The sequence below is a fragment of the Planococcus koreensis genome, assembly GCF_004761975.1.
Classification (GTDB): domain Bacteria; phylum Bacillota; class Bacilli; order Bacillales_A; family Planococcaceae; genus Planococcus; species Planococcus koreensis.
In genome coordinates, this window is sequence record NZ_RQII01000014.1 from 1 (window position 1) to 23893 (window position 23893).

Annotated in this window: 29 protein-coding genes and 1 other annotated feature; all 29 genes read left to right on the plus strand. The window is 49.6% G+C overall.

Translation table 11 applies throughout. The features are described 5' to 3' along the window. Nucleotides 1-564 (plus strand): type IV pilus modification PilV family protein (locus tag EGV91_RS02810; protein WP_135500660.1); only part of this gene is annotated, 564 nt, incomplete at its 5' end. 19 nt (nucleotides 565-583) lie between these two features. Beyond that, nucleotides 584-1060, plus strand: a complete 477-nt coding sequence (locus EGV91_RS02815; RefSeq protein WP_135500661.1) for a prepilin-type N-terminal cleavage/methylation domain-containing protein — start codon at nucleotides 584-586, stop codon at nucleotides 1058-1060. 19 nt (nucleotides 1061-1079) lie between these two features. Beyond that, a complete protein-coding gene (locus tag EGV91_RS02820; RefSeq protein WP_135500662.1) occupies nucleotides 1080-2618 on the plus strand; it encodes a hypothetical protein in 1539 nt (512 codons plus the stop codon). 46 nt (nucleotides 2619-2664) lie between these two features. Beyond that, the gene (locus tag EGV91_RS02825) at nucleotides 2665-3159 is read left to right on the plus strand and encodes a hypothetical protein (protein WP_135500663.1); all 495 of its coding nucleotides are present in this window, start codon (nucleotides 2665-2667) and stop codon (nucleotides 3157-3159) included. Further along, nucleotides 3149-4666: a VanW family protein gene (locus EGV91_RS02830; RefSeq protein ID WP_135500664.1), complete on the plus strand. Its 1518-nt coding sequence runs from the start codon at nucleotides 3149-3151 to the stop codon at nucleotides 4664-4666. Before EGV91_RS02825 ends, EGV91_RS02830 begins: the two co-directional genes overlap by 11 nt. 23 nt (nucleotides 4667-4689) lie before the next feature. Beyond that, nucleotides 4690-6345 (plus strand): GspE/PulE family protein, encoded by a 1656-nt coding sequence (locus EGV91_RS02835; RefSeq protein WP_135500665.1) that lies wholly within the window; start codon nucleotides 4690-4692, stop codon nucleotides 6343-6345. 4 nt (nucleotides 6346-6349) lie between these two features. Continuing rightward, on the plus strand, nucleotides 6350-7396 hold the full coding sequence (locus EGV91_RS02840) for a type IV pilus twitching motility protein PilT (protein ID WP_135500666.1): 1047 nt from the start codon (nucleotides 6350-6352) through the stop codon (nucleotides 7394-7396). Between the two features lies 1 nt (nucleotide 7397). After that, nucleotides 7398-8609 (plus strand): type II secretion system F family protein, encoded by a 1212-nt coding sequence (locus EGV91_RS02845; RefSeq protein ID WP_135500667.1) that lies wholly within the window; start codon nucleotides 7398-7400, stop codon nucleotides 8607-8609. Between the two features lie 133 nt (nucleotides 8610-8742). Beyond that, nucleotides 8743-9216 carry a prepilin-type N-terminal cleavage/methylation domain-containing protein gene (locus EGV91_RS17450; protein ID WP_135500668.1) on the plus strand — a complete coding sequence of 158 codons (474 nt, stop codon included), beginning with the start codon at nucleotides 8743-8745 and terminating at the stop codon, nucleotides 9214-9216. A gap of 23 nt (nucleotides 9217-9239) precedes the next feature. Continuing rightward, nucleotides 9240-10178: a type IV pilus biogenesis protein PilM gene (gene pilM, locus EGV91_RS02855; protein WP_135500669.1), complete on the plus strand. Its 939-nt coding sequence runs from the start codon at nucleotides 9240-9242 to the stop codon at nucleotides 10176-10178. Nucleotides 10179-10180: 2 nt separating this feature from the next. Continuing rightward, nucleotides 10181-10990, plus strand: a complete 810-nt coding sequence (locus EGV91_RS02860) for a PilN domain-containing protein (RefSeq protein WP_135500670.1) — start codon at nucleotides 10181-10183, stop codon at nucleotides 10988-10990. Further along, nucleotides 10987-11946, plus strand: coding sequence for a LysM peptidoglycan-binding domain-containing protein (locus tag EGV91_RS02865; RefSeq protein ID WP_158290560.1), 960 nt, complete (start codon nucleotides 10987-10989; stop codon nucleotides 11944-11946). The genes EGV91_RS02860 and EGV91_RS02865 overlap by 4 nt, the downstream gene beginning before the upstream one ends. Nucleotides 11947-12005: 59 nt before the next feature. Then, entirely contained in the window at nucleotides 12006-12761 is a 756-nt protein-coding gene (locus EGV91_RS02870) for a prepilin peptidase (RefSeq protein WP_135500671.1), read from the plus strand. 265 nt (nucleotides 12762-13026) lie between these two features. Then, entirely contained in the window at nucleotides 13027-13635 is a 609-nt protein-coding gene (locus tag EGV91_RS02875; protein ID WP_135500672.1) for a Maf family protein, read from the plus strand. Then, the gene (gene radC / locus EGV91_RS02880) at nucleotides 13629-14321 is read left to right on the plus strand and encodes a RadC family protein (protein WP_135500673.1); all 693 of its coding nucleotides are present in this window, start codon (nucleotides 13629-13631) and stop codon (nucleotides 14319-14321) included. Before EGV91_RS02875 ends, radC begins: the two co-directional genes overlap by 7 nt. 89 nt (nucleotides 14322-14410) lie before the next feature. Next, on the plus strand, nucleotides 14411-15439 hold the full coding sequence (locus EGV91_RS02885; RefSeq protein ID WP_135500674.1) for a rod shape-determining protein: 1029 nt from the start codon (nucleotides 14411-14413) through the stop codon (nucleotides 15437-15439). Nucleotides 15440-15454: 15 nt separating this feature from the next. Next, nucleotides 15455-16342 carry a rod shape-determining protein MreC gene (mreC, locus tag EGV91_RS02890; RefSeq protein ID WP_175580259.1) on the plus strand — a complete coding sequence of 296 codons (888 nt, stop codon included), beginning with the start codon at nucleotides 15455-15457 and terminating at the stop codon, nucleotides 16340-16342. Further along, nucleotides 16339-16869, plus strand: coding sequence for a rod shape-determining protein MreD (gene mreD / locus EGV91_RS02895; RefSeq protein ID WP_135500676.1), 531 nt, complete (start codon nucleotides 16339-16341; stop codon nucleotides 16867-16869). Before mreC ends, mreD begins: the two co-directional genes overlap by 4 nt. Nucleotides 16870-16891: 22 nt before the next feature. After that, nucleotides 16892-17557 (plus strand): septum site-determining protein MinC, encoded by a 666-nt coding sequence (gene minC / locus EGV91_RS02900; RefSeq protein ID WP_135500677.1) that lies wholly within the window; start codon nucleotides 16892-16894, stop codon nucleotides 17555-17557. A gap of 1 nt (nucleotide 17558) precedes the next feature. Continuing rightward, a complete protein-coding gene (minD, locus tag EGV91_RS02905) occupies nucleotides 17559-18359 on the plus strand; it encodes a septum site-determining protein MinD (protein ID WP_135500678.1) in 801 nt (266 codons plus the stop codon). 61 nt (nucleotides 18360-18420) lie between these two features. After that, on the plus strand, nucleotides 18421-18966 hold the full coding sequence (locus EGV91_RS17315; RefSeq protein WP_241666091.1) for a nuclease-related domain-containing protein: 546 nt from the start codon (nucleotides 18421-18423) through the stop codon (nucleotides 18964-18966). A 54-nt stretch (nucleotides 18967-19020) separates the two neighbouring features. After that, complete coding sequence (locus EGV91_RS17320) at nucleotides 19021-19359, plus strand: hypothetical protein (RefSeq protein ID WP_241666092.1); 339 nt, start codon at nucleotides 19021-19023, stop codon at nucleotides 19357-19359. Nucleotides 19360-19534: 175 nt separating this feature from the next. Beyond that, nucleotides 19535-19616 (plus strand) — a sequence feature (ribosomal protein L21 leader region). A 14-nt stretch (nucleotides 19617-19630) separates the two neighbouring features. Beyond that, on the plus strand, nucleotides 19631-19939 hold the full coding sequence (rplU, locus tag EGV91_RS02915) for a 50S ribosomal protein L21 (RefSeq protein WP_135500679.1): 309 nt from the start codon (nucleotides 19631-19633) through the stop codon (nucleotides 19937-19939). A 3-nt stretch (nucleotides 19940-19942) separates the two neighbouring features. Beyond that, on the plus strand, nucleotides 19943-20272 hold the full coding sequence (locus tag EGV91_RS02920; protein ID WP_135500680.1) for a ribosomal-processing cysteine protease Prp: 330 nt from the start codon (nucleotides 19943-19945) through the stop codon (nucleotides 20270-20272). A 13-nt stretch (nucleotides 20273-20285) separates the two neighbouring features. Further along, on the plus strand, nucleotides 20286-20576 hold the full coding sequence (rpmA, locus tag EGV91_RS02925; RefSeq protein WP_135500681.1) for a 50S ribosomal protein L27: 291 nt from the start codon (nucleotides 20286-20288) through the stop codon (nucleotides 20574-20576). 127 nt (nucleotides 20577-20703) lie between these two features. Continuing rightward, complete coding sequence (locus tag EGV91_RS02930; protein ID WP_135500682.1) at nucleotides 20704-21219, plus strand: Spo0B domain-containing protein; 516 nt, start codon at nucleotides 20704-20706, stop codon at nucleotides 21217-21219. 1 nt (nucleotide 21220) lies between these two features. Beyond that, nucleotides 21221-22510 carry a GTPase ObgE gene (gene obgE / locus EGV91_RS02935; protein ID WP_135500683.1) on the plus strand — a complete coding sequence of 430 codons (1290 nt, stop codon included), beginning with the start codon at nucleotides 21221-21223 and terminating at the stop codon, nucleotides 22508-22510. Nucleotides 22511-22537: 27 nt separating this feature from the next. Further along, nucleotides 22538-22990 carry an ACT domain-containing protein gene (locus EGV91_RS02940; RefSeq protein ID WP_135500684.1) on the plus strand — a complete coding sequence of 151 codons (453 nt, stop codon included), beginning with the start codon at nucleotides 22538-22540 and terminating at the stop codon, nucleotides 22988-22990. Nucleotides 22991-23005: 15 nt separating this feature from the next. Then, entirely contained in the window at nucleotides 23006-23875 is an 870-nt protein-coding gene (gene pheA, locus EGV91_RS02945) for a prephenate dehydratase (RefSeq protein WP_135500685.1), read from the plus strand. The last annotated feature ends 18 nt before the right edge of the window (nucleotides 23876-23893 follow it).

A 23893-nucleotide genomic window follows, 5' to 3' on the forward strand; every position in this document is an offset into this window, starting at 1 on the left:
TTTAAGGACGAAAATGGTTTGACGCTAGTAGAAGTTCTTGCCGCGCTTGTCATTTTAAGCGTCGTTTTCATTGGAATCATGACTATTTTCCCGCAAATGACTCTTTTTAATGAAAAAACCGAAACCAAATTGGATACGATGAATCTGGCGAGGCAGGAAATGGCAGATCTTGTTGCTGCTGATAAATGGAAGAAGGTATTGGTATCCAGTGCCGTGACGCCTGATACAGGAATGCCGGATTACTTGTCTGAAGCAAAAATGGCTGCTGAAATGGCAGCGGAAGGCTACACCTTAAGCTCACATGAATCTGGTTTCGACCGTTATCAAAAAAAATCCGATTATTTATATGAAGCTGATATTTACTTGAATTGCGAAACTTATTTAAACCCGGCGGTTATCGGAGAAGCACCGGCTGCAGGGACTTGTGCAAAGCTGGAACCGACTAAATTGCACAAGGTCCATTTAAAAATTTACGATATTAATGCCACAAGCCCGGAAACATATCGATTGAGCAGTGAGACGTTTTCTTTTATATCCTATAAAGCTACAGAAGGAACGCCTTAAGAAAGTGTGGGTGGTTAATATGAAGCTCAACCAGAAAGGGATGTCTCTTGTGGAGTTGCTGGCGGCTCTTGCGCTTGTTTCCATCATTGCCGGCATTGCCTGGACCGCCTTGTCGATCGGGTTTAAACATACGGCAGTAGAAACTGGAAAGACGCTTATGCAGCAAGACGCCAATATTATTATTGCAACTTTGACGAATGAACACCGAAGAAACAGCAATTATTCATTGGTCTTTGAAGGAAATAAGCTGAAGATTGAAACTTGCTCCGCCTCTGGCAGCTGCTCAAGCCAAGTGCTGGACCAGAAATATGATTTTAGCGGCACCGTGATCAATGGCATTGTGATCGACTCTCATGATTCTACGCCGGTTGATCAAGTGTTAGGCATTGAACCGAAGAAAAAGAATACCGATGTCATCTTGAAACTCACAGATCTGAACAATTCTAACAATTCGGTAACGATTAAAACAGCGTTGACTAGGATTCTTACAAATTAGAATTGAAGGGAGCAAAACAATGAAGCATTTAAAAAGCCAGCAAGGCTACGCGTTATTGATTGTTTTGTTAATCATTGTGCTTTTCCTCAGCATCTCTGCGACTTTCATGGCCGGTTCATTGAATAATGCCAAGCAGGAACAGACGGTCGATATCACGAACCAATCTGTTGCTTCAGCTGAGATGGGCGTTAATTATTTCACATCGGATTTCCAAAGAGAGCTGGAACTCATAAAAATGGAGATCTCCCAAGAAACACAAATAGCTGTCAATGATTTGATCGCCTGCATCCAGCCGCCGAGAGGTGCGCTATGTTCGGATGATGCGGAAATTGCAGCAACAGAAGCCAAAATCGACTCGGATATGAGAAAAATATACATCGATAAGGTCTTTGCGAAAATTGCAGCATTAAACGATTTGACAGGAGATGAAATTGTTCCGTTTTCTTCCGGACAGATAAATTACACCATCTTATCCGCTTCAGGCAACAAACTGAATGATGCTGGAGGCGCTGCAACCGATTACGATGATGTGAAAAAGATCAGAGTCAATTTAGGGATGTCGGGCACTTCCCAAACCGTCACGAAAGAATTGAAAGCTTTCTTTACAATTGAAGTTCCTGAGACGTTTTTGGATGAAAACGAATCGTTGACCGTCCATACGCAAGTTCCGGTGACAAAAGATGATATCACGTACACAGACATTTTTGATGCTGTTAAACCAACCGTCTCGTGTGAAGCAATGCTTGACCAAGTTGAAAGCGGGTCAACCGTGCTTTATCCTCTGTACGAATGCAAATTTGCAGCCGGGCAAACGCTGACGGAATTTCTGGCAGATATCAAGGAAGCAGGCTTGAACCCTGAAGATTTTAAAGTTTATATCAGCGACTTTTTAACGGAAGTGTGTTCAGCCAACTGCAACTCCCTCGATATGGAAGGAATCAGCATCGTGGTTGAAGAGGACGATATAGATGCATTCAACAATATGAATAATATGATCAACGCCAATTTGCTGGTCAACGGCGAACTGGCAACCGGCAATAACTTAACGAATTTAGGGAAAAACGGCAGCAAACAGACCGTCATTGTGAAAGAGCTCGACGTAGACAGCAATATCCAGAATATGTATTATACCAATTTTCTTGTCCTTGGAAGAGAAGTCCCGGCTGATCAAATAGACAAAGCCGTATCGAAATTGCAATGGGGCCAGAATTTTGAAATCGATAATCATTCACGGCTGTGCATAGATTTAGACCGAATCCTTCCTGCTGACCTCACCAGGCTGAAGGAAGAAGTGGCATTCACGAATAGCGGTTCGCTCATCTATTACACCCGAGACGCCAGCAATAAATTCATCTTGAAAAAGAAAAGCGGAAACTCTTATGTCGATGATCCTGAAAGAACAGCGCTCTATGTTCGCCAAATGGCCGAGCCGACTGCGTCCTATACCACTTTCCTTGCGGCATGCGGCGTGACGATCAGTGAAACGATTGATGAAGAAACAGAAGTTTCCGTGCCAAGTGTCCTAGAACCAGGGTTCGAGTTCGACGTGGAATATTAATGAAATGGCAAGCCAATAAGCACGTTATTTTACAGGGGGTTACATTTTGGTTCAATTTTTGTTTTTTATTATCTTTGCAGCGATTGCAGCAGCGGTCCTCATCTTAAAGTTCAAATCAGTGCCGGCAGCTAAGAAAGGAGCGATTGGCGGCGGTGGTCTCGCTGCTGCCGCAATTGCCTTGATCGTCCAATCGGTTCTTTCGTGGTATATGGCATTATTGGTTTTGGTTGCGGTGTCTCTTGGAGCAGCCATGATTTACATGAAAATGCTTGAAAAGGAAAAACTTGAAAATCAGCGCCTCGCTGAAGAACGCAAAGAGCGCAGGCAGTCACTTATCTCACCAGATGCAACAACTCAGCCGGTGTTAAATAAGCTTCAAAGCACACCGAAAGCTGAAAAAATCAGTGTGCAGCAAGAACCCGCAGCAGAAAAAGTGAAAGAAACAATAGAAGAACCCCAGCCGGAAAGAGAAACCGTGCCGCCGAGTTTTGGCATGCAGTCGATCCAGCCAATGGGAAAGGAGCATTCACGTGAACAATAAAGTATTCGGATTAACGTTTGCCGCAGTTCTGTCATCAGGGTTATTGGTTTTCGGTGCATCAAATGCCGGCGCATATGCGGTAGACACGTGGCTGTTTCCAGCAGAAGAGTTCGGCGACAACACCTATATCGGCACGACCGATGTTTCCAATATGGAAGTCGAACAGGCGAAGGGGTTGTTTGCGGGCCAATCAGACATTTGGCGTGCGGCGTCCAGCCTGCAAGTTTCCTACCAGGATGCTGTGGCGGACTACCCGATTGAGACCATTGAAATTTTAGTTGATGAAACATTGTTGAATGCGGAGAACGGCGTGCAAAACGGCTTCCGTTTCCAGCTTTCTCCTGATACGACCGCAGCGTTCTTGGCGGAGCACTTCCCGGTAGCGTCATTTTCTGAGGCGGATATCAACACGGTCAACGCCAAATTGGCTGCTGCGCTTTCAGCAGGACAATCACAGACGCTCGTGACAATTAGTGATGAAACTTTGGCGGTCGAACGTGAAGTGATTGCATCCGCTTCATTTACACATACTATCAAAAGCGCTGAAGGATCAGCTGTAGCATCAGCGTTGGACGGCTTTGTAATCGAGCCAGGTATGAAGTTTTCATTCCTTGATTTCATCACGGCATTGCCGCTTGTGGAAATAACAGATGGTGAACTTTCGCAAATTGCGTCTGCTATCTATTCAGCTGTGCTGCAAAGCAACCTCACAGTTGATGAGCGCAGCATCGGATCGGCTGCCCCGGTTTCCGTACCACTCGGGAAAGAGGCGGCGATCAACCGCCAATTGGGCATCGATTTGGTGTTCACCAATCCGAATGAAAGCTCTGTAACACTGAATGTGTCACTCGACAGTTCAGCCGTCAAAGCGGAGTTAAGCGGATTGCCGCTTGTTTATGATTACGAAATCCAGACTGGCGCAGAAGAAAAAGTAGAGCCGCGCTTGATCAAACAATACAGTTCGTTCGTTGCTTCCGGCAGTGTGGTGAAAGAAGAAGGGCGCAACGGCATGCGCGTCAATGTGCTGCGCACTATCTTAATGGACGGCAAAGAGCTTGAAGTCGAACCGATATCGACCGACTTTTACCCGCCGGTCCATAAAATCGAAGTTTTTGCGCTGAAGGCAGCGGAAGTTCCTGTTGCAGCAGTGCCGAAACCTGGAGAACCCGGCTTTGTTGACGCAAACGGCGACGGTGTGCATGATGCACCGGCCACAGCTGTTGTACCGCAGCCGGGAGAGCCCGGCTTTGTTGACGCCAATGGCGACGGCGTACACGATGCACCAACAGCCGTTATTACACCGCAGCCAGGCGCCTCCGGTTTCATTGATACCAATGGCGATGGCATTCATGATGCACCCGTTGTCGTAACGCCAGCGCCGATTGCCGGCGATCCGGACTTCGTGGATGAAGACGGCGACGGGCTGCACGATTGGCAGCCGCCGGTAGCTCCGACGCCATCAACCGAAGAAGAACGCGACAAAGGCGGAAATTTAGTACAGCCGTAATGTGGTGTTGAGGAGGAAATAATTTGGCTAGAACTCGTAAACGATTAGGAGATATATTGATCGAATTGGGTCTGCTGACAGAAGCGGACCTGCAAGGCGCCTTAGAAGGCAAGCAGAACGACCAGAAATTAGGCGATGCGCTCGTGCAGCGCGGCCACATCACTGAACAGCAATTGATCGAAACGCTGGAAGTGCAGCTGGGCATCCCGCATGTGTCGCTGTTCCGTTATCCATTCGAGCCGAAATTATTCAATGTCGTGCCGAAAGATTTCGCGAAGCGCAAAATGCTCGTGCCCCTGAAAACCGAAGGCGATAAATTATACGTGGCCATGACCGACCCGACGGACTTTTTCGCCATCGACGATTTGCGCCTGACGACCGGCTTCCAGATCGAGCCGGCGATTGCATCGAAAGATGACGTCATGCGCACGATTGCCAAGTACTACGAAGAAGAGTCGTACGACGATATCCTGGAGGACATGCCGCAGTCTGCGGAACAGCAGGAAGACTTGAACGATATCGACGCGCCGATTGTGCGGCTCGTCAACCAGATCTTGTCGAATGCCGTTTCGATGAAAGCGAGCGATGTCCATTTGGATCCGCAAGAAAGCAAGATTCTTGTGCGCTACCGCATCGATGGCACGCTGCGCACCGAGCGCATCTTGCCGAAGACGATGCAGCAGATGGTCACCGCCCGCTTGAAAATCCTGGCAAACCTCGACATCACCGAAAATCGCGTGCCGCAGGATGGCCGCATCAAAACCCATGTCGACTTCCGTGCCATCGATTTGCGTGTGTCATCGCTGCCGACCGTGTTCGGGGAAAAAATCGTTATGCGGATCCTGGACTTAAGCAATAACTTGACCGACATTTCAAAGCTCGGCTTCACCGACTTGAACATGAAACGCTTCATGGCAGAAATCGACAAGCCGAACGGCATCGTGCTGATATCCGGCCCGACCGGCTCCGGCAAATCGTCAACGCTTTACGCGGCGCTCAATAAACTCAATAGCGAAGAAGTCAACATCATCACCGTTGAAGACCCCGTCGAGTATCAGCTCGAAGGCATCAACCAGATCCAGGTAAATGCAAATGTCGGTTTGACATTCGCGGCCGGTTTGCGGTCGATTCTGCGGCAGGATCCCGATATCGTCATGGTAGGGGAGATCCGCGACAAAGAAACCGCAGAAATCTCCATCCGGGCATCGCTCACCGGACATTTGGTGCTCAGCACCATCCATACGAATGACTCGATTGCATCGATTACACGTCTCATGGACATGGGCGTTGAACCATTCCTTGTGACAGCATCGCTTAACGGCGTCGTTGCCCAGCGGCTCGTCCGCAAAGTATGCCGCGACTGCCGCGAAATCCAGCCTGCGACTCCGCGGGAGCAGGACATCGCCGCAAAACGCGGCATCACGTTAGATGTCGTTTCGCGCGGCAAAGGCTGTTCGCAATGCAATATGACTGGTTACCGCGGGCGTATGGCCATCCACGAAGTGCTCATCGTCGATGAACCGATGAAAATGGTCATCAACCGCGGCGGCACAGCTGCGGAAATCCGTGAAATCGCTGTCCGCAACAATACCATTTTTCTTATTGACGACGGCCTATTAAAAGTGAAGGAGGGCATGACGACGACCGAGGAAGTATTACGCGTCGCCATGATAGATTAACGCCATGAATACAACTCTTAACTATATAGATACCGTTTTAACAGCAGCCATCGATATGAAAGTTTCCGATGTCCATATGACGGCCGGCATCCCGCCGGTATTCCGCATGCACGGTACTTTGAAGCAATACGGCGATGAAAAAATGATGCCGGAAGTAACGAAAGAAATCGCGAAAGTACTGATGCCGGAAGCGCTCTGGGAAACGTTTTTGGAAAAAGGGGAGATGGATTATTCATACTCCATACCAGGTGTCGCACGTTTCCGTGTAAACTCATTCCGACAGCGCGGTTCAGTGTCGCACGCATTCCGCTCCATCCCGACCGTAATTCCGAGCATCGACGATTTGAACATGCCGGACACATTAAAGAAATTGGCTGACACGCACCAAGGATTAATCTTGGTTACAGGGCCTACGGGTTCCGGGAAATCCACGACGCTTGCAGCTATCATCCGCCACATGAACGAAACGATGACAAAGCACATCATCACGCTTGAAGATCCGATCGAGTACATGCACCGCCATGGCACGTCGGTCATCGACCAGCGCGAAGTCGGTTTTGATACGAAATCGTTTGCCAACGGCTTGCGCGCTGCATTGCGCCAAGACCCGGACGTCATCCTGGTCGGGGAGATGCGGGATCTGGAAACGATCACCACCGCCATCACCGCAGCGGAAACGGGCCATTTGGTCATGGGCACGCTCCATACATCAAGTGCCGCTTCCACTGTGGAACGGATTATCGACGTTTTCCCACCTGAACAGCACGCACAAATCCGCACGCAGCTCGGCGGCATTCTGAAAGCGGTCATCTCGCAGCGCTTGCTGCCGACTGTGGACGGCAAAGGGCGCGTTGCGGCAACGGAGATTTTGATCAACAACACCGCCGTGGCCAACTTGATCCGCACGGAAAAAGTGCACCAGATCCCGAACGTCATCTTGACGAACCGCGCTGCCGGCATGCACATGATGTCTACCTCGGTGCAGGAATTGCTGAAACGGGGCAAGATTTCGCGGCAAGTGGCGCAGCCTTACCTGGAAGGGGAGGAATAGCATGGCGCGTTTTAAATACGAAGGGCGCGATAAGAAAAAAATCCGGTCCGGCATCATCACCGCCGAAAACCGCAAAGCTGCCGTCCAAAAGCTGCGTGATGATGGCGTCCGCGTCATCGATATCCGCGAAATGCCGACGACGGCGCTGCAAAAAGATATCTCATTCGGTGCACCCGTCAAAAAAGACCAGTTCATCATGTTCCTGCGCCAGTTCTCGACGCTCATGCGCTCCGGCGTGACAATCGTCGATTCTGTGAAAATCCTGTCGCAGCAAGTGGAATCGAAAGCGTTGCAGAAAACCTTAGGGGAAATCGACGAAGACTTGCGCAAAGGCAATTCGCTTTCCAATTCGTTCGCGAAATTCCCGAAAATCTTCGAACCGCTGACGGTCAACTTGATCCGTGCAGGCGAGCTTTCTGGGAATATCGATGAATCGCTCGACCGGCTGGCCACGCATTACGACAAAGCCTATCAGACGAAACAGAAAGTGAAATCCGCGATGTCTTACCCGGTTGTTGTCGGTGTCATCGCAATGGGCGTTGTTATTTTCCTGCTGTCGTCGATCGTACCGATGTTCGCGGAAATGTTCGCAGGCTTTGGCGGTGAATTGCCGATCGTCACGCAGTTTGTGCTCGGGGCAAGTGAATTTGTCAAAGTGTATTGGTATATCGTACTCGGGGCGATTCTGCTTTTCGTTGCGACAATTTGGGGCATGAAACGAACGGAAAAGGGTAAATTGATGCTTGATACGTTCTTGCTGCGCATGCCGATATTCGGCAATATTTTCAAGAAATCCGCATTGGCGCGCCTGACACGTACCTTGAGTTCTTTGTTCTCGAGTTCCGTGCCGATCTTGCAGGCCATGACGATGACCGAAAAAGTCGTCGGCAATGCTGTGATGTCGAAAGTCATCATCGCTTCGCGCGATTCGCTTGAACGAGGCGGTTCGCTGACCGAACCGATGCGCAACCACTGGGCGTTTCCGCCGCTGATCCCGCACATGATTTCAATCGGCGAACAAACCGGATCACTCGACCACATGCTTGCAAAAGTAGCGGAATTCTACGAACAGGAAGTCGATGCCGAGACCGATAAATTGAAAGCATTGATCGAACCGTTAATGATTGTCGTGCTTGCTACAATTGTCGGGACTATAATACTAGCTATTATGATGCCGATGTTCGAGATGTTCCAAAATGTAGATAAATTGTAGGTATAATTAACATTAATTATGAAAAAATTTCTAAATAATTGCTATAATTGCTATTGTTTAATTTGGTACTATTGATATAATAAACATGTACTCATCATAGTACGATTAAGACAAAATAAGAGGGGGAAATGAAATGAAGAAATTTATCCAACAGAAATTGAAAGACCAGAAAGGTATGACGTTGATCGAGCTTTTGGCAGTTATCGTCATCATCGCGATCATCGCGGCAATTGCTATTCCAGCGATTGGGAATATTATTGAGAATAGCCGCTTAAGTGCAGTTAAATCTGATGCTACAAATGGAATAAGTGCAGCAAATATTTTCTTTACAGAAAACCCTACAGAAACGACTGCTAGCGCAAAAGATTTAATTGATGCCGGTTACCTAGATGCAGCTGGTAAATTACCAGCAACAACTGATGGAGTAGCAGCTGCTGCGGGGGTTACAGTTTTTACAAATACAAATCCAATTAAAATTTCAACTCCAGCTATACCTTTTTCTTCATCTGGAAATGTGACTTTTACTGGCGCTACAACAGATGGGATTACTTCTAACGCAATAAAAGGTAGTGCAGTAACTGCTGCTGGTTTAACGATTAACAATTAATTTTGATATTAGGAGCTGAGAAAATGGCCTTATCGTTTTTAACGAGAAAAGCGCGAGTCGCGACAATAACTATAGAAGAAGACGCGATCCGCCATGTCGACCTGAAGTCGATTGCCCCCCTTCAATTGAGCTGTGCGGAAGAGATGGCTCTGCCGCCGGGGATCATTGAAGATGGCAAAGTGGCTGACATGGAAGCGCTGGAATCGATGCTCGATAAGGCTGTCAATCAGTGGGGTCTCTCTAAGAAGTCAGTCCGCTTCCTCGCCCCTGACGAATTCGTTACAATCCGCAAAGTGCCTTACCCTGAAGGCGTCGAAGCCGATGAGCTGAAAGGGCATTTCTTCATCGAAATCGGTTCTACTCTTTACTTGCCATTCGAAGATCCCGTCTTCGATGTGGTGCCGTACCATGTTGACAGCGACAATCCGGAAGTAATCATCATCGCTTCGAAAGAATCGGTCATCGACGATTATGAGTCGGCGCTCGATTCTGCGAAAATGAAGGCGGTCGTAGCCGACATCACGCCGCTTGCTCTTTACCGGCTCGCGTACCTGCAGCATGACTTTGCAGAAGATGAGCACATCATGCTCATCGATCTGCAATCGAAAAAAATGACAGTGTCGATTTTCCACGAGCATTTCCCGCTGTTCATGCGGCCAGTGGAATTCGACGTATCCGGTACAATCATGGAAGACCCGGCGTCAGTAATGGAAATTGTCGAAGAAGAGGCAGAAAAGCTTGCCAACTTCTACCGCTATAATATGAATGAAGGCGAATACGGCATCACGAAAGTAGTATGCAACGGCGAATACGATAATTGGCCGGCATTTAAAGCGCGCCTGGAAGAACGCTTCTTGCTGCCGGTTGCGCCGGTTGTATTGGATGACATTCCTTCCGATAGCGCGAAAGATGTACCGAGCCGTTTCAACCGCGCCATTGGCCTTGCGCTGAAAGAGGTGTGACGATGTTAGTAGATATTAATTTATTGCCGCAGAAAGAACGGGACCGTCCCGCTTCGATCGTTGCGGCGATTGCCATTTTATTGGTGGCAGTAATCATTTGGGCGGTTTTCGCTTTTCTCGCCGGCGGCCATAAAGAACAGCAGGCAATAGCTGCGGCGCAAACCGTGCAAGTGCAAGCAGAACAGGCGATGCTTCGTGAACAACTGGAAGCGGTGCAAGGCATGAACGAAGAACAGCAATTGAAAGCAACTGTCGATTGGGCGGAAAGCTATCAATTCGATACATTGCCGCTGCTAGCGGAATTGGTGTCGAAATTGCCGGTACGCGGATTTTTCGACAGCTTTTCCTATACCGGCATGGACGTCGCGACATTGGGTGTTCAATTTGATACAGCCCGTGAAGCTGCATACTACTTGGCGCAGCTGAAAACGTCGAGCCTTCTCGAATCGGCAACATTGGATTCCGTGGTGCAAGAAGAGCTTGAAGAAGAAACGGCGGAAGACGGCACGGTTATTATTGATGAAGATGCACCGGTTATCAACCCGCGATACCTCGCGACTTATACCTTGATCTTCGTCGATGGCCGCGTCCCTGCGTTGACGCCTGAAGGCGAAATCATTGTAGAAGAACCGGTTACAGAAGAGGTTCCGGCCGAAACGCCGCCGGCAGAAGAAGCGCCGGCAGCTGAAGTCGATGTCAATGTCGAAGTCGATCAACCTGCACCAGCGCCGACAACAGAATCAGAAACACCGGTGGCGCCTGCAACTGAAGCGCCAGTGCCAACAGATGGAACGGCAGGTGATGACCAATGAGCAGCATGACCAAACGTCAAAAAGAAACAGCATTGATCGTCCTTGCAGCAGTTTTCTTATTGGCGCTTGCTGCGTATTCCTATTTCATGGTGTACGCGCCTGCGCGCGACGGAGCGTTGCAAGCCGAGCAATCGTTGAGCTCTGAACGCGACGTATTAATGGCATTGCAGACGCAAATCAAAGAATTGCCGGAAGGCGAAAAAATCAGCACGAGCGAATTGCAGCAAAAAGTTTCGATTGAACCGTTATCGGAATTGATTGTCCTGCAAATCGAACAAGCAGAATTGCTGTCGAATTCGCTTGTGACGAATATCGCGATTACAGAAGAGCCGGTCGTTTTGCCGGTGCCGGTCGAAGGTTTGGAGAATTTGCAGGAAGTGCAGACGACCGTGTCGATTGAAGTTGCAGATTATAAGAACATCACTTCGTTTATCAAGGAAATCGAAGCGATGGACCGCATCTTGATTGTTGACTCAATCGATTTCGGTGCATTGGAAGAAGTCACGACGGCAGACCAGGAGCGCGAGCTGATTGAAGTCACTTTAGGCTTTTCCGCGTATTTCCGCCCGGATCTGATTGCATTGCTTGATACATTGCCGAAAGTGGATGCGCCTCCGCCGGCAGGGAAAGTCAACCCGCTTGCCCAAAATGACGGCACAGACCTTTCTGCTCCAGACGAGGCAGTACCGGCAGAAGAAGCTGCGGTGGATGTTGAAGTTGACGTCGATGTCGACATCGAAGAAGATTCCGCTGCAGTACCAGCGGAACCGAACCCGAACGTTGCTGGCGCGCAGACAGCCGGCTATCATAAAGTACAAAAAGGCGATACCTTGTTCTCGATCGCTGTTCAATATTTCAACAGCCGCGATGGTGAAGCGCTAATTCAGCAAGCGAATGGCAAGACTGATAAAACTGTCATGCTCGGTGAGACCCTGATCATTCCGGAACGCCGTTAAAGGGAAATCACATTGATTTCCCTTTTTCTTTTAAAAAATATCCGTAAAAGAGGTCTATTATGGCAATTACATACACTGTGTTCTTCACGATTTTCGGGCTCGTCTTCGGCTCATTCTATAATGTCGTCGGCTTGCGCGTGCCGAAAAAAGAATCAATCGCGTTTCCGCCGTCACATTGCACGAAATGCGACCGGCAATTAACGGCACTTGATTTAGTGCCCGTCTTTTCTTATTTATTCCTGCGAGGCCGCTGCCGTTCATGCGGCGAAAAAATCCATTGGGTCTACCCGCTGATGGAATTCATCACCGGCGTGCTATTCGCCATTTCGTTTTGGAAGATCGGCTTCGAGCCGGAATTGATCATCGCGATTTTGTTCGTGTCGCTGCTTGTCATCATCACGGTGTCGGATATTGCTTACATGCTTATTCCGGATAAAGTATTGTTGCCGATTGGCGCGTTGCTGCTTGTCTTAAGATTGTTCATCCCACTCGATCCGTGGTGGGATTCACTGCTCGGCGCGTCACTGGGATTCAGCATCCTTCTATTGATTGCCATGGCATCGAAAGGCGGCATGGGCGGCGGGGACATCAAGCTGTTCTTCGTCATTGGGCTCGTGCTCGGCGTGTCCGGCACGCTGATGACTTTGTTCTTCGCATCATTAATCGGCTCGATTGCGGGTATCATCATGCTGCGCATCAAGAACCAAGGCCGCAAAACGCCGGTTCCATTCGGCCCATCGATTGCGCTCGGCGCCGTCATCGTCTATTTCTGGAGCGACGCGTTATTGAACTGGTATATGAATTTCTGGGGATGAAGCCTTGTGCTTCATCTTTTTTTGTTGGGGTTTTTTGCGCCCTCGTGTCAGACACAAATGTTTTTCAATTTCAGCTGACACAGGGGCGCAACATTTATACAAAATATTTATTCAAACCTCGCAGGGGATCGATTCTCACATAAATTCAGTGCCAAATTTCATTTTTCAAGCCTTAATTCGCAGCAAAAATCATTTTTCCTTTTTAGCGACAATTTTCAACGGCGCCGAAATTCGGTATGATGCTAAAAAAGGGAGGAATCCATCCATGAAATTCAAAGCCAAACAACCGATCATCCTGGCGTCCGCTTCACCGCGCCGCCGTGAACTATTAGAAAGCCTGGGCATCGACTTTACTGTAGAACCGAGTTTGAAAGACGAGCCGACGCCGGAGGGTTTCCGCACAGCAATGGGCTATGTCATTGAGTGTGCGCTATTTAAAGCAAAAGACGTTGCGAAAGACCATCCCGAAGCAGTCGTCATCGGCTCGGACACGGTCGTCGTGCTCGACGGCGACATTTTGTTGAAGCCTGAAAACGAAGCGCAGGCGAAAGAGTTTCTTAGCCGCCTGTCCGGCCAAACACATGACGTCATTACTGCTGTGTCGATCATCAAAGGCGGCAGTGTGCAATCGTTCCACGAAATCGTACGTGTGACGTTCCACGAATTGCCGCAGGACTGGATTGAAGCGTACACTGCGACACCGGACCCGTATGACAAAGCAGGTGCTTATGGCATCCAGACGGCATCGGGCTTGTTCGTCAAAGCGATCGAAGGTGATTACAACGCGGTCGTCGGCTTGCCGATTGCTTCGCTTGCGCAGAAGCTCGTGTTGTCTGGTTACATCGAATTGCAGGGGAGCCGCGTCGAATGCTGACGGAACAGGCGCTGATGATGCGCGAAGTCCATTCAGCCGACCGTCCGCGCGAGCGGCTCATCTCCCAAGGGGCGACAAGCTTATCGAATCAGGAATTGATTGCGATTTTGCTGCGCACCGGCACCAAGCAGGAATCCGTTTTGCATCTCGCAAATCGGGTTTTGCTTTCCTTTGAACAAATTCATCATTTAAAAGATGCAACGATTGAAGAAATCACAGCCATTAAAGGCATCGGCCAGGCGAAAGCGGTGCAGATCCTGGCATCGGTCGAGCTGGGCCGGCGCCTTTCCTCTAAGCAGACAGACACGAAATACACCATCCGTTCCCCCAAAGATGCCGCCAATTACTTGATGGCGGACATGACTTCGCTTAAACAGGAGCATTTTGTGGTCCTGTTCCTCAACATCAAAAACCAGGTTATGCATAAACAGACGATCTTCGTCGGCAGCCTCAATGCCAGCATCGTCCATCCGCGGGAAATTTTCCGCGAGGCGGTGCGGCGTTCTTCGGCATCGATCGTCTGCGCCCACAATCACCCGTCCGGCAACCCGGCCCCTTCGCCGGAAGATATTGCTGTCACAAAACGGCTTTTGGAAGCAGGAAGCATCATCGGAATAGAACTTTTGGACCATATCATAATAGGGGACCATCAATTCATTTCTTTAAACGAAAAGGGGTTCATGTAGGACTGTTACTTTCTTTCTTAATCGTCTATAATGAGTAGTATTGTATTTACTCTATGGCAAATGTGCATATAAAGAAGGGAAGATTTGACTTGTTTGGAATTGGAACGAAAGACGTGGGAATTGATTTAGGGACTGCGAATACCCTAGTATTCATTAAAAATAAAGGGATTGTACTGCGGGAACCGTCCGTAGTGGCAAAAAATACCAGCACAGAAGAAATAGTAGCTGTTGGGAATGATGCACGTAATATGATAGGGCGCACTCCTGGGTCTATCGTTGCAATTCGTCCGATGAAAGACGGAGTAATTGCGGATTTCGATACGACGACAGCAATGATACAGTATTACCTGAAGGGTGCGATGAAAGCGTCCGGCACTTCATGGTCGAAGCCGAACGTCATGATTTGTGTGCCTTCTGGCATTACATCGGTTGAAAAGCGCGCCATCATTGACGCTGCCCGCCAAGCAGGCGCACGTGAAGCGTTCACGATCGAAGAACCATTCGCGGCTGCCATCGGCGCAAACTTGCCAGTATGGGAACCTACGGGAAGCCTTGTCGTCGATATTGGTGGCGGGACGACTGAAGTGGCTGTCATTTCGCTTGGCGGCATCGTCACAAGCGAATCGGTCCGCGTCGCGGGCGATGCGATGGACATTGCGATCACGCAATTCATCCGCAAGACCTATAACCTGACAATCGGGGAACGCACAGCTGAAGCGATTAAAATTGAAATCGGTTCTGCACGCACAGTAACAGAAGCGGAGAAAAATGCTAAAATGGATATTCGTGGACGCGACCTTTTAACTGGCTTGCCGAAAACGATTGAAATTTCCGCGGAAGAAATTGCTGAAGCGTTGAAAGAGTCGGTTGCATCGATTATCGAAGGCGTACGCCGCACACTCGAAAAAACGCCGCCTGAATTATCAGCGGATGTGATGGAGCGCGGAATCGTCTTGACGGGCGGCGGAGCTTTGTTGAAGAACCTCGACAAAGTGATCGCTGACCAGACCGATATGCCTGTCTTCATCGCAGACAACCCGCTTGACTGTGTCGCGATCGGCACCGGCAAAGCACTGGACAACATCAGCCAGATTCGACGCCAGCAATCGCATAAATAAGGAGGATTGCCCCAAATGTTCCACTTTTTTTCAAACAAGCGGCTGATTTTGCTGCTGCTCGGCGTTATCCTGCTTGTTGCGCTGATTTCATTTTCCCTGCGCGACCGTGACAACGTGTCGCTGCCGGAACAGCTCATCAAGGACGGCGTCGGGGCCGGGCAAATGGTCTTTTCCGGACCTGCCCATTTTGTCACAGGAATTTTTGATAATGTCGATTCTCTTTTGAATACATACCAGGAAAATAAGTATTTGAAATCACGTCTCGAAGAATTCGCCGGAGTGCAAGCGGAAGTGACGGACCTGCGCTCGGAAAATAGCGAACTGAAAGCGTTGGTCGGCAAAGAAGCGGATATGCGTGATTACAACCCGATCCAAGCGACTGTCATCGCGCGGAACCCGGACCAATGGGAAGAAAAAGTCATCATCAATAAAGGCTCATCAAGCGGTGTGCTCGAAAACATGGCGGTTATGACGGCCCAGGGGCTTATCGGCAAAGTGACGCTGACGACTCCGTTCACGTCGACAGTTGAATTGATTTCGACGCAAGACCCGAATTACCGGGTCTCGGCGATGGTCATCGGCGGCAAGAAAGATGTCTTCGGCTTGATTGAAGGCTATGACAGCGAACGCCGCGAACTTCTTTTGAAGCGCATTGATGCGGACATCGATATCAAAAAAGGCCAGCAAGTCGTCTCGAGCGGCCTCGGCGGCATTTTCCCGAAAGGCATCATCATCGGCGAAATCACCGAAGTGGCGATTGACGAGTTCGGCTTGACGAAATTGGCTTACATCAAACCGGCGGCCGAATTTTCACTGCTCAATCACGTCGTCATCGCGGACCGGGTAATGCCGGAAGTCGACGGCGAGGATAACGGCGAAACAGCGGAGGAAGAGGCCCCATGATGAGATACCTGATTCTGGGGATCGGCTTGGTGCTGTTTTTCATGGAACCGGTCTTCGGCCTGTTTTCGCCGCTCAAGCTGGGCGGCGAATATTATTATATTGTTCCGCGTTTTTTGATCATGTTCCTGATCTTCGTATCGGTTTATTTTGATACAAAACATGCGATGTATTATGGATTATTTTTCGGCCTCTTGTACGATGTCTTTTTCATTGATATTATTGGATTATATTCTTTTTTGTATCCGGCCATTTGTGTGGTTGCCGGATACACGGTAAAGACGGTGCAGCGGAATTTATTCGTAGCGACGCTGTTGACGTTGGTGCTCACAGCTCTTTTCGAGTTCGTGCTGTACCAGTTTTTCACGTTGATTTCGTTGACCGACGTTCCAGCCGGCACATTTTTGGCGACCCGCCTATGGCCGACAATGATAGCGAATTCGCTGTTCTTGTTCGTTCTTGGCTGGGCGTTCAAGTCTGTCATCGTCGGCCGCCTCATCGAACGGGAAAAGAACCCGAGTGTATACTAAAGGAAGCGCAGGTGACACATTTTTGAAGAATCTTGTCAATATTAAGGGGACGAAACAAGGGCTCGTGCTGCAGCTCGATGACCAGTGTTCATACGCCGATCTGCTGGCGGAACTGCAGGCGAAGGTGTCGGATCCTGCGCTTGACGGCAGTGCTGAAGTTCAACTCCAGCTGGGCAACCGTTATTGCACGGAAGCTCAGATCAAGGAAATCATTGCGCTTATCCAAAAGAACGAGCATTTGCGCGTCTCGCGGGTAAGAAGCGACGTCATTACAGTAGAAGAAAGCAATCGCCGCATCCAGGAACGCCAATCCGAGACTTATGTCGGCATTGTGCGTTCGGGGCAAGTGGTGAAAGCTGAAGGGGACTTAGTGGTAGTCGGCGATGTCAATCCGAACGGCCGCGTAGCCGCTGGAGGCAATATATATGTATTAGGGCGCCTGAAAGGGATTGCCCACGCCGGAACGAACGGCAACCGGGAAGCGGTAATCGCAGCCTCATGGCTTGAAGCGACGCATCTGCAGATTGATGATGAGCTGGAAATCATGACGGACGAGTTGACGGTCTTATCGGAACAGCCGGAAATGGAATGTGCTTATTTGCATAAAAACGGCAGCATCATCATCGACCGTTTGCAGGAACTCAGATTCTTACGGCCGGAAATTTCAACGTTTAAAGGAGGAAGCTAGTGTGGGAGAAGCTATAGTCATTACATCAGGTAAGGGAGGCGTCGGTAAAACGACGACAACCGCCAATCTCGGCACTGCATTGGCCCTTCAGGGTAAGAAAGTATGCTTGATCGATACGGATATCGGCCTTCGCAATCTCGACGTCATCCTGGGCCTCGAAAATCGCATCATTTACGATTTGATCGATGTTTTGGAAGGACGCTGCAAAGTGCACCAGGCACTCGTCAAAGACAAGCGTTTTGACGACATGCTGTATTTATTGCCGGCTGCCCAAACAGCTGACAAGAACGACGTCAACCCGGAACAAATGCGCGAATTGGTGACGGAACTCAAGAAAGATTATGATTTTGTCATCATCGACTGCCCAGCAGGCATCGAGCAAGGCTATAAAAACGCCGTTGCGGGTGCGGACAAAGCGATTGTCGTGACGACCCCTGAAATTTCAGCGGTGCGCGACGCCGACCGCATCATCGGTTTGCTTGAAATGGAAGAAAACATCGAACCGCCGAAATTGATCATCAACCGCATCCGCCAGCATTTGATGAATGCCGGTGAAGCGCTCGATGTCAATGAAATCACGACGCATTTGTCGATTGATCTTTTAGGCATCGTTGCAGACGACGAGAGCGTCATCACGAGCTCGAACCGCGGGGAGCCTGTGGTCATGAACCCGGACAACCCGGCCGCGCTCGGCTACCGCAACATTGCCCGCCGCATCCTCGGTGAATCAGTGCCGTTGATGACTATGGACAAGAAGAGCCAAGGCGTCTTCTCTAAAATCAAAGCGATCTTCGCAAAATAATAATGTACCAACGACCTCCGCAGCGATGCGGAGGTTTTTTTAGAATCCAAGGAGGTGCTGATTGGACGATCGATTGCTGGCCCAAATGATATTGGCTGAAAGGCTGCCGAAAAACCATGCCGCGTGGCAGCCGCTCGCTGCTGACTTGAAGAATTTGCTTGCAGGTGCAGGTGGCGAGTCGCGCACCGTCGCGCTTTTGAAAAGGGAATTGGAGCTGGACGAAGCGCCGGTTTTATTGGTGGACGTGCACGTTCCTTATCAAGGAGGGTTTGCGCAAATTGACGTGCTGGTGGTCCACGCAGCTTTTGTCTGCGTGCTGGAAGTGAAGAATATGCGGGGCGAATTTTACTTTGATACGGAAAATTTTCAATTCCATCGTATGGTCGACGGCCGCATGGAGGACATGCGCAATCCGGAATCACAGCTGCACCGGGCAGTCAAAGCAGTCGGGAAGTTTCTCGAGGTTCCGGTGGAAGGCGTGATCGTGCTCGCTAGCCGGTCCGCGCGCGTCGTTGAGAAGCCGGCGGCGTATCCGGTCGTCGCGCTCGATTACTTGCCATTCCATCTGGATGAGCTGGATAAGGGCGGCAAGCTCTTTAACGTTTAAGCTTTGTCTCGCAAATTGAGTGCGCTGCCAAAAAGAAGTTTCCGAGGAAATTTGATGGCACAATATGGGATTACCGCCGAGTCGTTGCGCCTCGGGGTTACGTGCCCGGACTGCCGCAGCCGTTCGCTGGGTCGGAAAAACCGGAAATGGCATTGCTCAGGCTGCGATGGGGTATTTATAGATGCGCATGAAGTGGCGCTGCAAGAATATGCGGTATTGTTCGGCGAAGAATTGCCGACGCACTTCGCTTATCGGCTGCTCGGCGTGGAAGATAAGTATTTATTGTACAGATTGCTGGAGAAATCGGCGATGCAGGGAGATAAGCGCGGAAAGCGCTGGATTGTGCCGCGCCGGGAGCTATTAATAGAGTATTTTGGTGCGATTTATAAGTGAACGCACCTCAGCGGCTAGTGAACGCACCCCAAACCGGAAGTTCGCACCTCAACATCGAATGAACGCACCTCGCGGCAAAGTTTCCGCACCTCCTGGCGAAAAAGGAAAGCTTTTGAATTTAAGTTGACTCGAGTTGTCTGGCGTGGTATTATTTTAATGTTATGTTTGTAGCGCACCTGTGCTACAACCGCTCGAATCAGGTATTGAAGAATCGGCTGCAATGCGGATCACCTGAATAGGCGAGTCTTAGTCTAAGAGGAGGTGCAAGGATATGTACGCAATTATTGAAACTGGTGGAAAACAAATCAAAGTTGAAGCGGGCCAAGAAATCTACGTTGAGAAATTAACTGGAGAAGCTGGTGACGTTATCACATTTGACAAAGTTCTATTTGTAGGTGGAGATGAATCTAAGTTCGGTGTTCCTTTTGTTGAAGGAGCTACTGTTACTGCTAAAGTCGTGAAAAGCGGAAAAGGCAAAAAGATCACAGTCTTCAAATACAAAGCTAAAAAGAACTACCGTAAAAAACAAGGTCACCGTCAGCCATACACGAAATTGACTGTCGACGCGATCAACCTGTAAGACATGATACGAGTAAACGTAACTGAAACATCAAACCGGATTTCATCTTTTGAAATGTCCGGGCATGCCGACTTTGCCGAACACGGGCAAGACCTCGTCTGCGCTGGCGCATCTGCTGTCTCTTTTGGAGCGGTGAATGCCATAATGGAGCTGACGGGAATCGAACCTAAGATCAAGCAAAGCAGCAGCGGCTTCTTGAAAGTCGTTTTTCCGGCAGGACTGGATGAAAAAACGGACGAGCAGGTACAACTGCTGGTGCGCGGAATGATTGTTTCTTTAAAAACGATTGAACACGATTATGGGCAATATATTAAAATAACCTTCACAGCTTAGGAGGTGGGACAGAATGTTAAGATTAGATCTTCAGTTTTTCGCATCCAAAAAAGGTGTAGGTTCAACGAGAAACGGACGTGACTCAGAATCAAAACGCCTTGGCGCTAAACGTGCAGACGGACAACTAGTTACTGGTGGTTCAATTTTATACCGTCAACGCGGTACTAAAATTTATCCAGGTGAGAACGTTGGACGCGGCGGAGACGACACACTATTTTCAAAAATCGACGGAATCGTACGTTTCGAACGTTACGGACGCGACAAGAAAAAAGTGAGCGTATACCCAGTTGCACAAGAAGCTTAATAAAAACGAAAAGGGCTGCTTTGGCAGTCCTTTTTATTTTGAATAGATGCAGCAGCCAGCTAAAATCCGGGAAATTGCGCTGCAAAATTGGTATACTGATAAAAGAAGCTGAAATAGGAAGTGACTTATGGACGTGTCAAAATCAGTGGTACAATCGCTTCGGCATGCGCGGCATGATTTTCTGAATGAGTTGCAATTGATCGGCATGTACCTGGACCTCGGGCAACCGGAAAAGGCCAAAGCGATGATTCGCTCTCATGCCGAAGCGGCTGTGCACATGAGCCGGCTCGCGGGATTGGCTATGCCGATAACGGAAGAATGGCTGCTATTGTCAAAATGGCGCTATCCGGAATTGGCGATCCAAACCGAATGCACGGCGGAAGCTGGCATTGCGAAGCTGGACGGGGCGTTTGCCGGAATGCTGGAAAAATTCGCCGAAACGGTCCGGCCTCAAATGGATCCGTTCGTTGAATATGTTTGTACAATAAGTATATGGAATGAAAACGACTCGCTTGCGATGAAGATTTCATTGAATGGTGACTGGCAGGGGCTGCAGTTGCCGGAAAGTTCGTTAGACACAGCAGTAATAAAGTGTGGCAGCGACGGCATGGAAGTGGCCGTCCGCCCACAGATGGAGGGATAATATGTTTGTCGATCACGTAAAAGTTTATGTTAGAGGTGGCGACGGCGGGGACGGTATGGTAGCGTTCCGCCGCGAAAAATATGTACCAAATGGCGGTCCTGCGGGCGGCGATGGCGGTAAAGGCGGAAACATCGTCTTTATGGTAGACGAAGGCTTGCGCACACTTATGGATTTCCGTTACAAACGGATTTTCAAAGCGGACCGCGGTACGCACGGAATGAGCAAAAACCAGCACGGCGCGAAAGCACAGGATACGATTATCCAAGTTCCGCCGGGCACAGTCGTAAAAGACGCCGATACGGGCGAAACAATCGCTGATTTGGTTGAACAAGGCCAAACAGCAATCATCACACGCGGCGGGCGCGGCGGACGCGGCAACTCACGTTTTGCCACGCCGCAGAACCCGGCTCCGGAATTATCGGAAAAAGGCGAACCGGGCTTTGAGCGCAATGTCGTTCTGGAATTGAAAGTGTTGGCGGATGCCGGACTTGTCGGATTCCCGAGTGTCGGGAAATCGACGTTATTGTCTGTCGTTTCTGCAGCGAAGCCGAAAATTGCTGAATATCATTTCACAACAATCGTGCCGAACCTCGGAATGGTCGAAACAGAAGACCACCGTAGCTTCGTTATGGCCGATTTGCCAGGATTGATCGAAGGCGCGCACCAAGGAGTCGGCCTCGGACATCAATTCCTGCGCCACATCGAGCGCACGCGCGTTATCATCCACGTCATCGACATGTCCGCCCTTGAAGGACGCGACCCGTATGATGATTACATGACGATTACAGAAGAACTGAAACAATACAATATGCGTTTGACTGAACGCCCGGAATTGATCGTGGCGAACAAAATGGATATGCCGGATTCTGAAGAGAACTTGAAGAAATTCCGCGAAAAAATGCCGGAAGACGCACAAATCTTCCCAGTTTCCGCGTTGAGCCGCCAAGGCTTGTCGAATCTTCTGTTCGCGATTGCGGATCTTATCGAAGTGACGCCTGAATTCCCGTTGATCGACGAAGAAGTCGACGAATCGGAAAGCACGGTTCTTTACAAGCACGAGAAAGAATCAGATGGCTTCACGATCACACGCGAATCCGACGGCGCATTCGTCTTGTCCGGCTACGCCATCGAGCGTATGTTCAAGATGACCGACTTCTCGCGCGAAGATTCAATCCGCCGCTTCTCCCGCCAAATGCGCGGTATGGGCATTGATGATGCTTTGCGTGAACGCGGCGCTGAAAACGGCGACACGGTCCGCCTGCTTGAATTCGAATTTGAATTCATGGACTGATTGAGAGATTTTTGGGAGGTTTATTGAATGAAGGATGTATCCGAACAACGGTATTATTTGGTGCGTGAAGACGTGTTGACCGAAGCGATGCAAAAGACGCTTGAAGTAAAGCGCCTGCTGCAGCGCGACCGCATGTCGATTTTGGACGCAGTCAATCACGCCGGACTTTCACGCAGTGCATTTTATAAATATCGGGATGCGGTATTTCCATTCCATTCGATTGTGAAGGAGCGGATTTTGACTGTATTCTTGCAGCTCGAAGACCGCTCCGGAACGCTTGCCACCCTGCTGCAGTCGGTTGCTGAAGCCGGCTGCAATATTTTGACCATCCACCAGACCATCCCGATCCAAGGGCGCGCGAACGTTACGTTGTCGCTTGATGTGACGGCGATGGAGCTGGAATTGGATGCGTTTTTGCAGCAGCTGAAAAAACTCGATTTTGTCGAGTCGGCTGATGTCGTATCAAGCGGATCATCTTAACTTAGGAGTGGTTGAATGGCTGGAGAAAACTTGAAGGACCGCATTTCGTATTTGGGGCCAGAAGCCTCATTCACCCATCTGGCGGCTGTCCGGATATTCCCGGAAAGCACGCTGGTGCCGTTTGCCACGATTCCTGAATGCATCGAAGCAGTGGCGGAAGGCCGCGTTGATTACGCGGTCGTGCCGATTGAAAATGCACTTGAGGGTTCTGTGTCGTTGACGGTCGATTATTTATTCCATGAAGCTCAATTGTATGTGACGGCAGAAGTCCTTTCGCCGATCGGCCAGCATTTCCTGGTGCATCCGGAAAATGCGGAAGCCGAATCGTTCGAAGCGATTTACTCCCACCCGCAGGCACTTGCCCAAAGCCATAAATTCCTATTCTACACATACCGGAACACGCCGCTCGAGCAATACAGCTCGACGTCAGCGGCGGCCAAAATGGTGTCGGAGCTTCCAGAGCGCCCGATTGCAGCGATTGGCAATGAATTCGCGGCCCATAAATACGGTTTGACCATTTTGCACCGCGATATCCATGATTTCCATTTCAACCACACGCGCTTTTTCGTGTTGTCGAAAACGAATCACAAACTGGAAATCGCGGGGCATGAAAACGAAATCAAAACGACGTTGATGATCTCGCCGCCGAAAGACGACCGTTCCGGCGTGCTCCATCAAATCCTTTCCGTCTTCGCGTGGCGCCAGCTCAATTTAAGCAAAATTGAGTCGCGTCCGCTGAAAACCGGTCTAGGCGATTATTTCTTCATCGTCGACGTGCTGGAAGACGAAAACGCGACAATGATGCGCGGCGCGCTCGAAGAACTGGCAGCGATCGGCTGCGAAGTCAAAACGCTCGGCTCGTATTATATGTATAAGAATTCGTGAAATGAACCCCGCAGCCGT

What these genes read in the sequence shown, in the direction of transcription:
- pheA (WP_135500685.1), top strand. Translation starts at nt 23,006, where the DNA reads ATGGCTGGAGAAAACTTGAAGGACCGCATTTCGTATTTGGGGCCAGAA.
- EGV91_RS02930 (WP_135500682.1), top strand. Translation starts at nt 20,704, where the DNA reads ATGGACGTGTCAAAATCAGTGGTACAATCGCTTCGGCATGCGCGGCAT.
- radC (WP_135500673.1), top strand. Translation starts at nt 13,629, where the DNA reads ATGCTGACGGAACAGGCGCTGATGATGCGCGAAGTCCATTCAGCCGAC.
- EGV91_RS02865 (WP_158290560.1), top strand. Translation starts at nt 10,987, where the DNA reads ATGAGCAGCATGACCAAACGTCAAAAAGAAACAGCATTGATCGTCCTT.
- EGV91_RS02820 (WP_135500662.1), top strand. Translation starts at nt 1,080, where the DNA reads ATGAAGCATTTAAAAAGCCAGCAAGGCTACGCGTTATTGATTGTTTTG.
- EGV91_RS17320 (WP_241666092.1), top strand. Translation starts at nt 19,021, where the DNA reads ATGGCACAATATGGGATTACCGCCGAGTCGTTGCGCCTCGGGGTTACG.
- EGV91_RS02840 (WP_135500666.1), top strand. Translation starts at nt 6,350, where the DNA reads ATGAATACAACTCTTAACTATATAGATACCGTTTTAACAGCAGCCATC.
- EGV91_RS02860 (WP_135500670.1), top strand. Translation starts at nt 10,181, where the DNA reads ATGTTAGTAGATATTAATTTATTGCCGCAGAAAGAACGGGACCGTCCC.
- EGV91_RS17450 (WP_135500668.1), top strand. Translation starts at nt 8,743, where the DNA reads ATGAAGAAATTTATCCAACAGAAATTGAAAGACCAGAAAGGTATGACG.
- pilM (WP_135500669.1), top strand. Translation starts at nt 9,240, where the DNA reads ATGGCCTTATCGTTTTTAACGAGAAAAGCGCGAGTCGCGACAATAACT.
- EGV91_RS02870 (WP_135500671.1), top strand. Translation starts at nt 12,006, where the DNA reads ATGGCAATTACATACACTGTGTTCTTCACGATTTTCGGGCTCGTCTTC.
- EGV91_RS02875 (WP_135500672.1), top strand. Translation starts at nt 13,027, where the DNA reads ATGAAATTCAAAGCCAAACAACCGATCATCCTGGCGTCCGCTTCACCG.
- rplU (WP_135500679.1), top strand. Translation starts at nt 19,631, where the DNA reads ATGTACGCAATTATTGAAACTGGTGGAAAACAAATCAAAGTTGAAGCG.
- obgE (WP_135500683.1), top strand. Translation starts at nt 21,221, where the DNA reads ATGTTTGTCGATCACGTAAAAGTTTATGTTAGAGGTGGCGACGGCGGG.
- EGV91_RS02920 (WP_135500680.1), top strand. Translation starts at nt 19,943, where the DNA reads ATGATACGAGTAAACGTAACTGAAACATCAAACCGGATTTCATCTTTT.
- EGV91_RS02940 (WP_135500684.1), top strand. Translation starts at nt 22,538, where the DNA reads ATGAAGGATGTATCCGAACAACGGTATTATTTGGTGCGTGAAGACGTG.
- mreD (WP_135500676.1), top strand. Translation starts at nt 16,339, where the DNA reads ATGATGAGATACCTGATTCTGGGGATCGGCTTGGTGCTGTTTTTCATG.
- EGV91_RS02815 (WP_135500661.1), top strand. Translation starts at nt 584, where the DNA reads ATGAAGCTCAACCAGAAAGGGATGTCTCTTGTGGAGTTGCTGGCGGCT.
- rpmA (WP_135500681.1), top strand. Translation starts at nt 20,286, where the DNA reads ATGTTAAGATTAGATCTTCAGTTTTTCGCATCCAAAAAAGGTGTAGGT.
- EGV91_RS02845 (WP_135500667.1), top strand. Translation starts at nt 7,398, where the DNA reads ATGGCGCGTTTTAAATACGAAGGGCGCGATAAGAAAAAAATCCGGTCC.
- mreC (WP_175580259.1), top strand. Translation starts at nt 15,455, where the DNA reads ATGTTCCACTTTTTTTCAAACAAGCGGCTGATTTTGCTGCTGCTCGGC.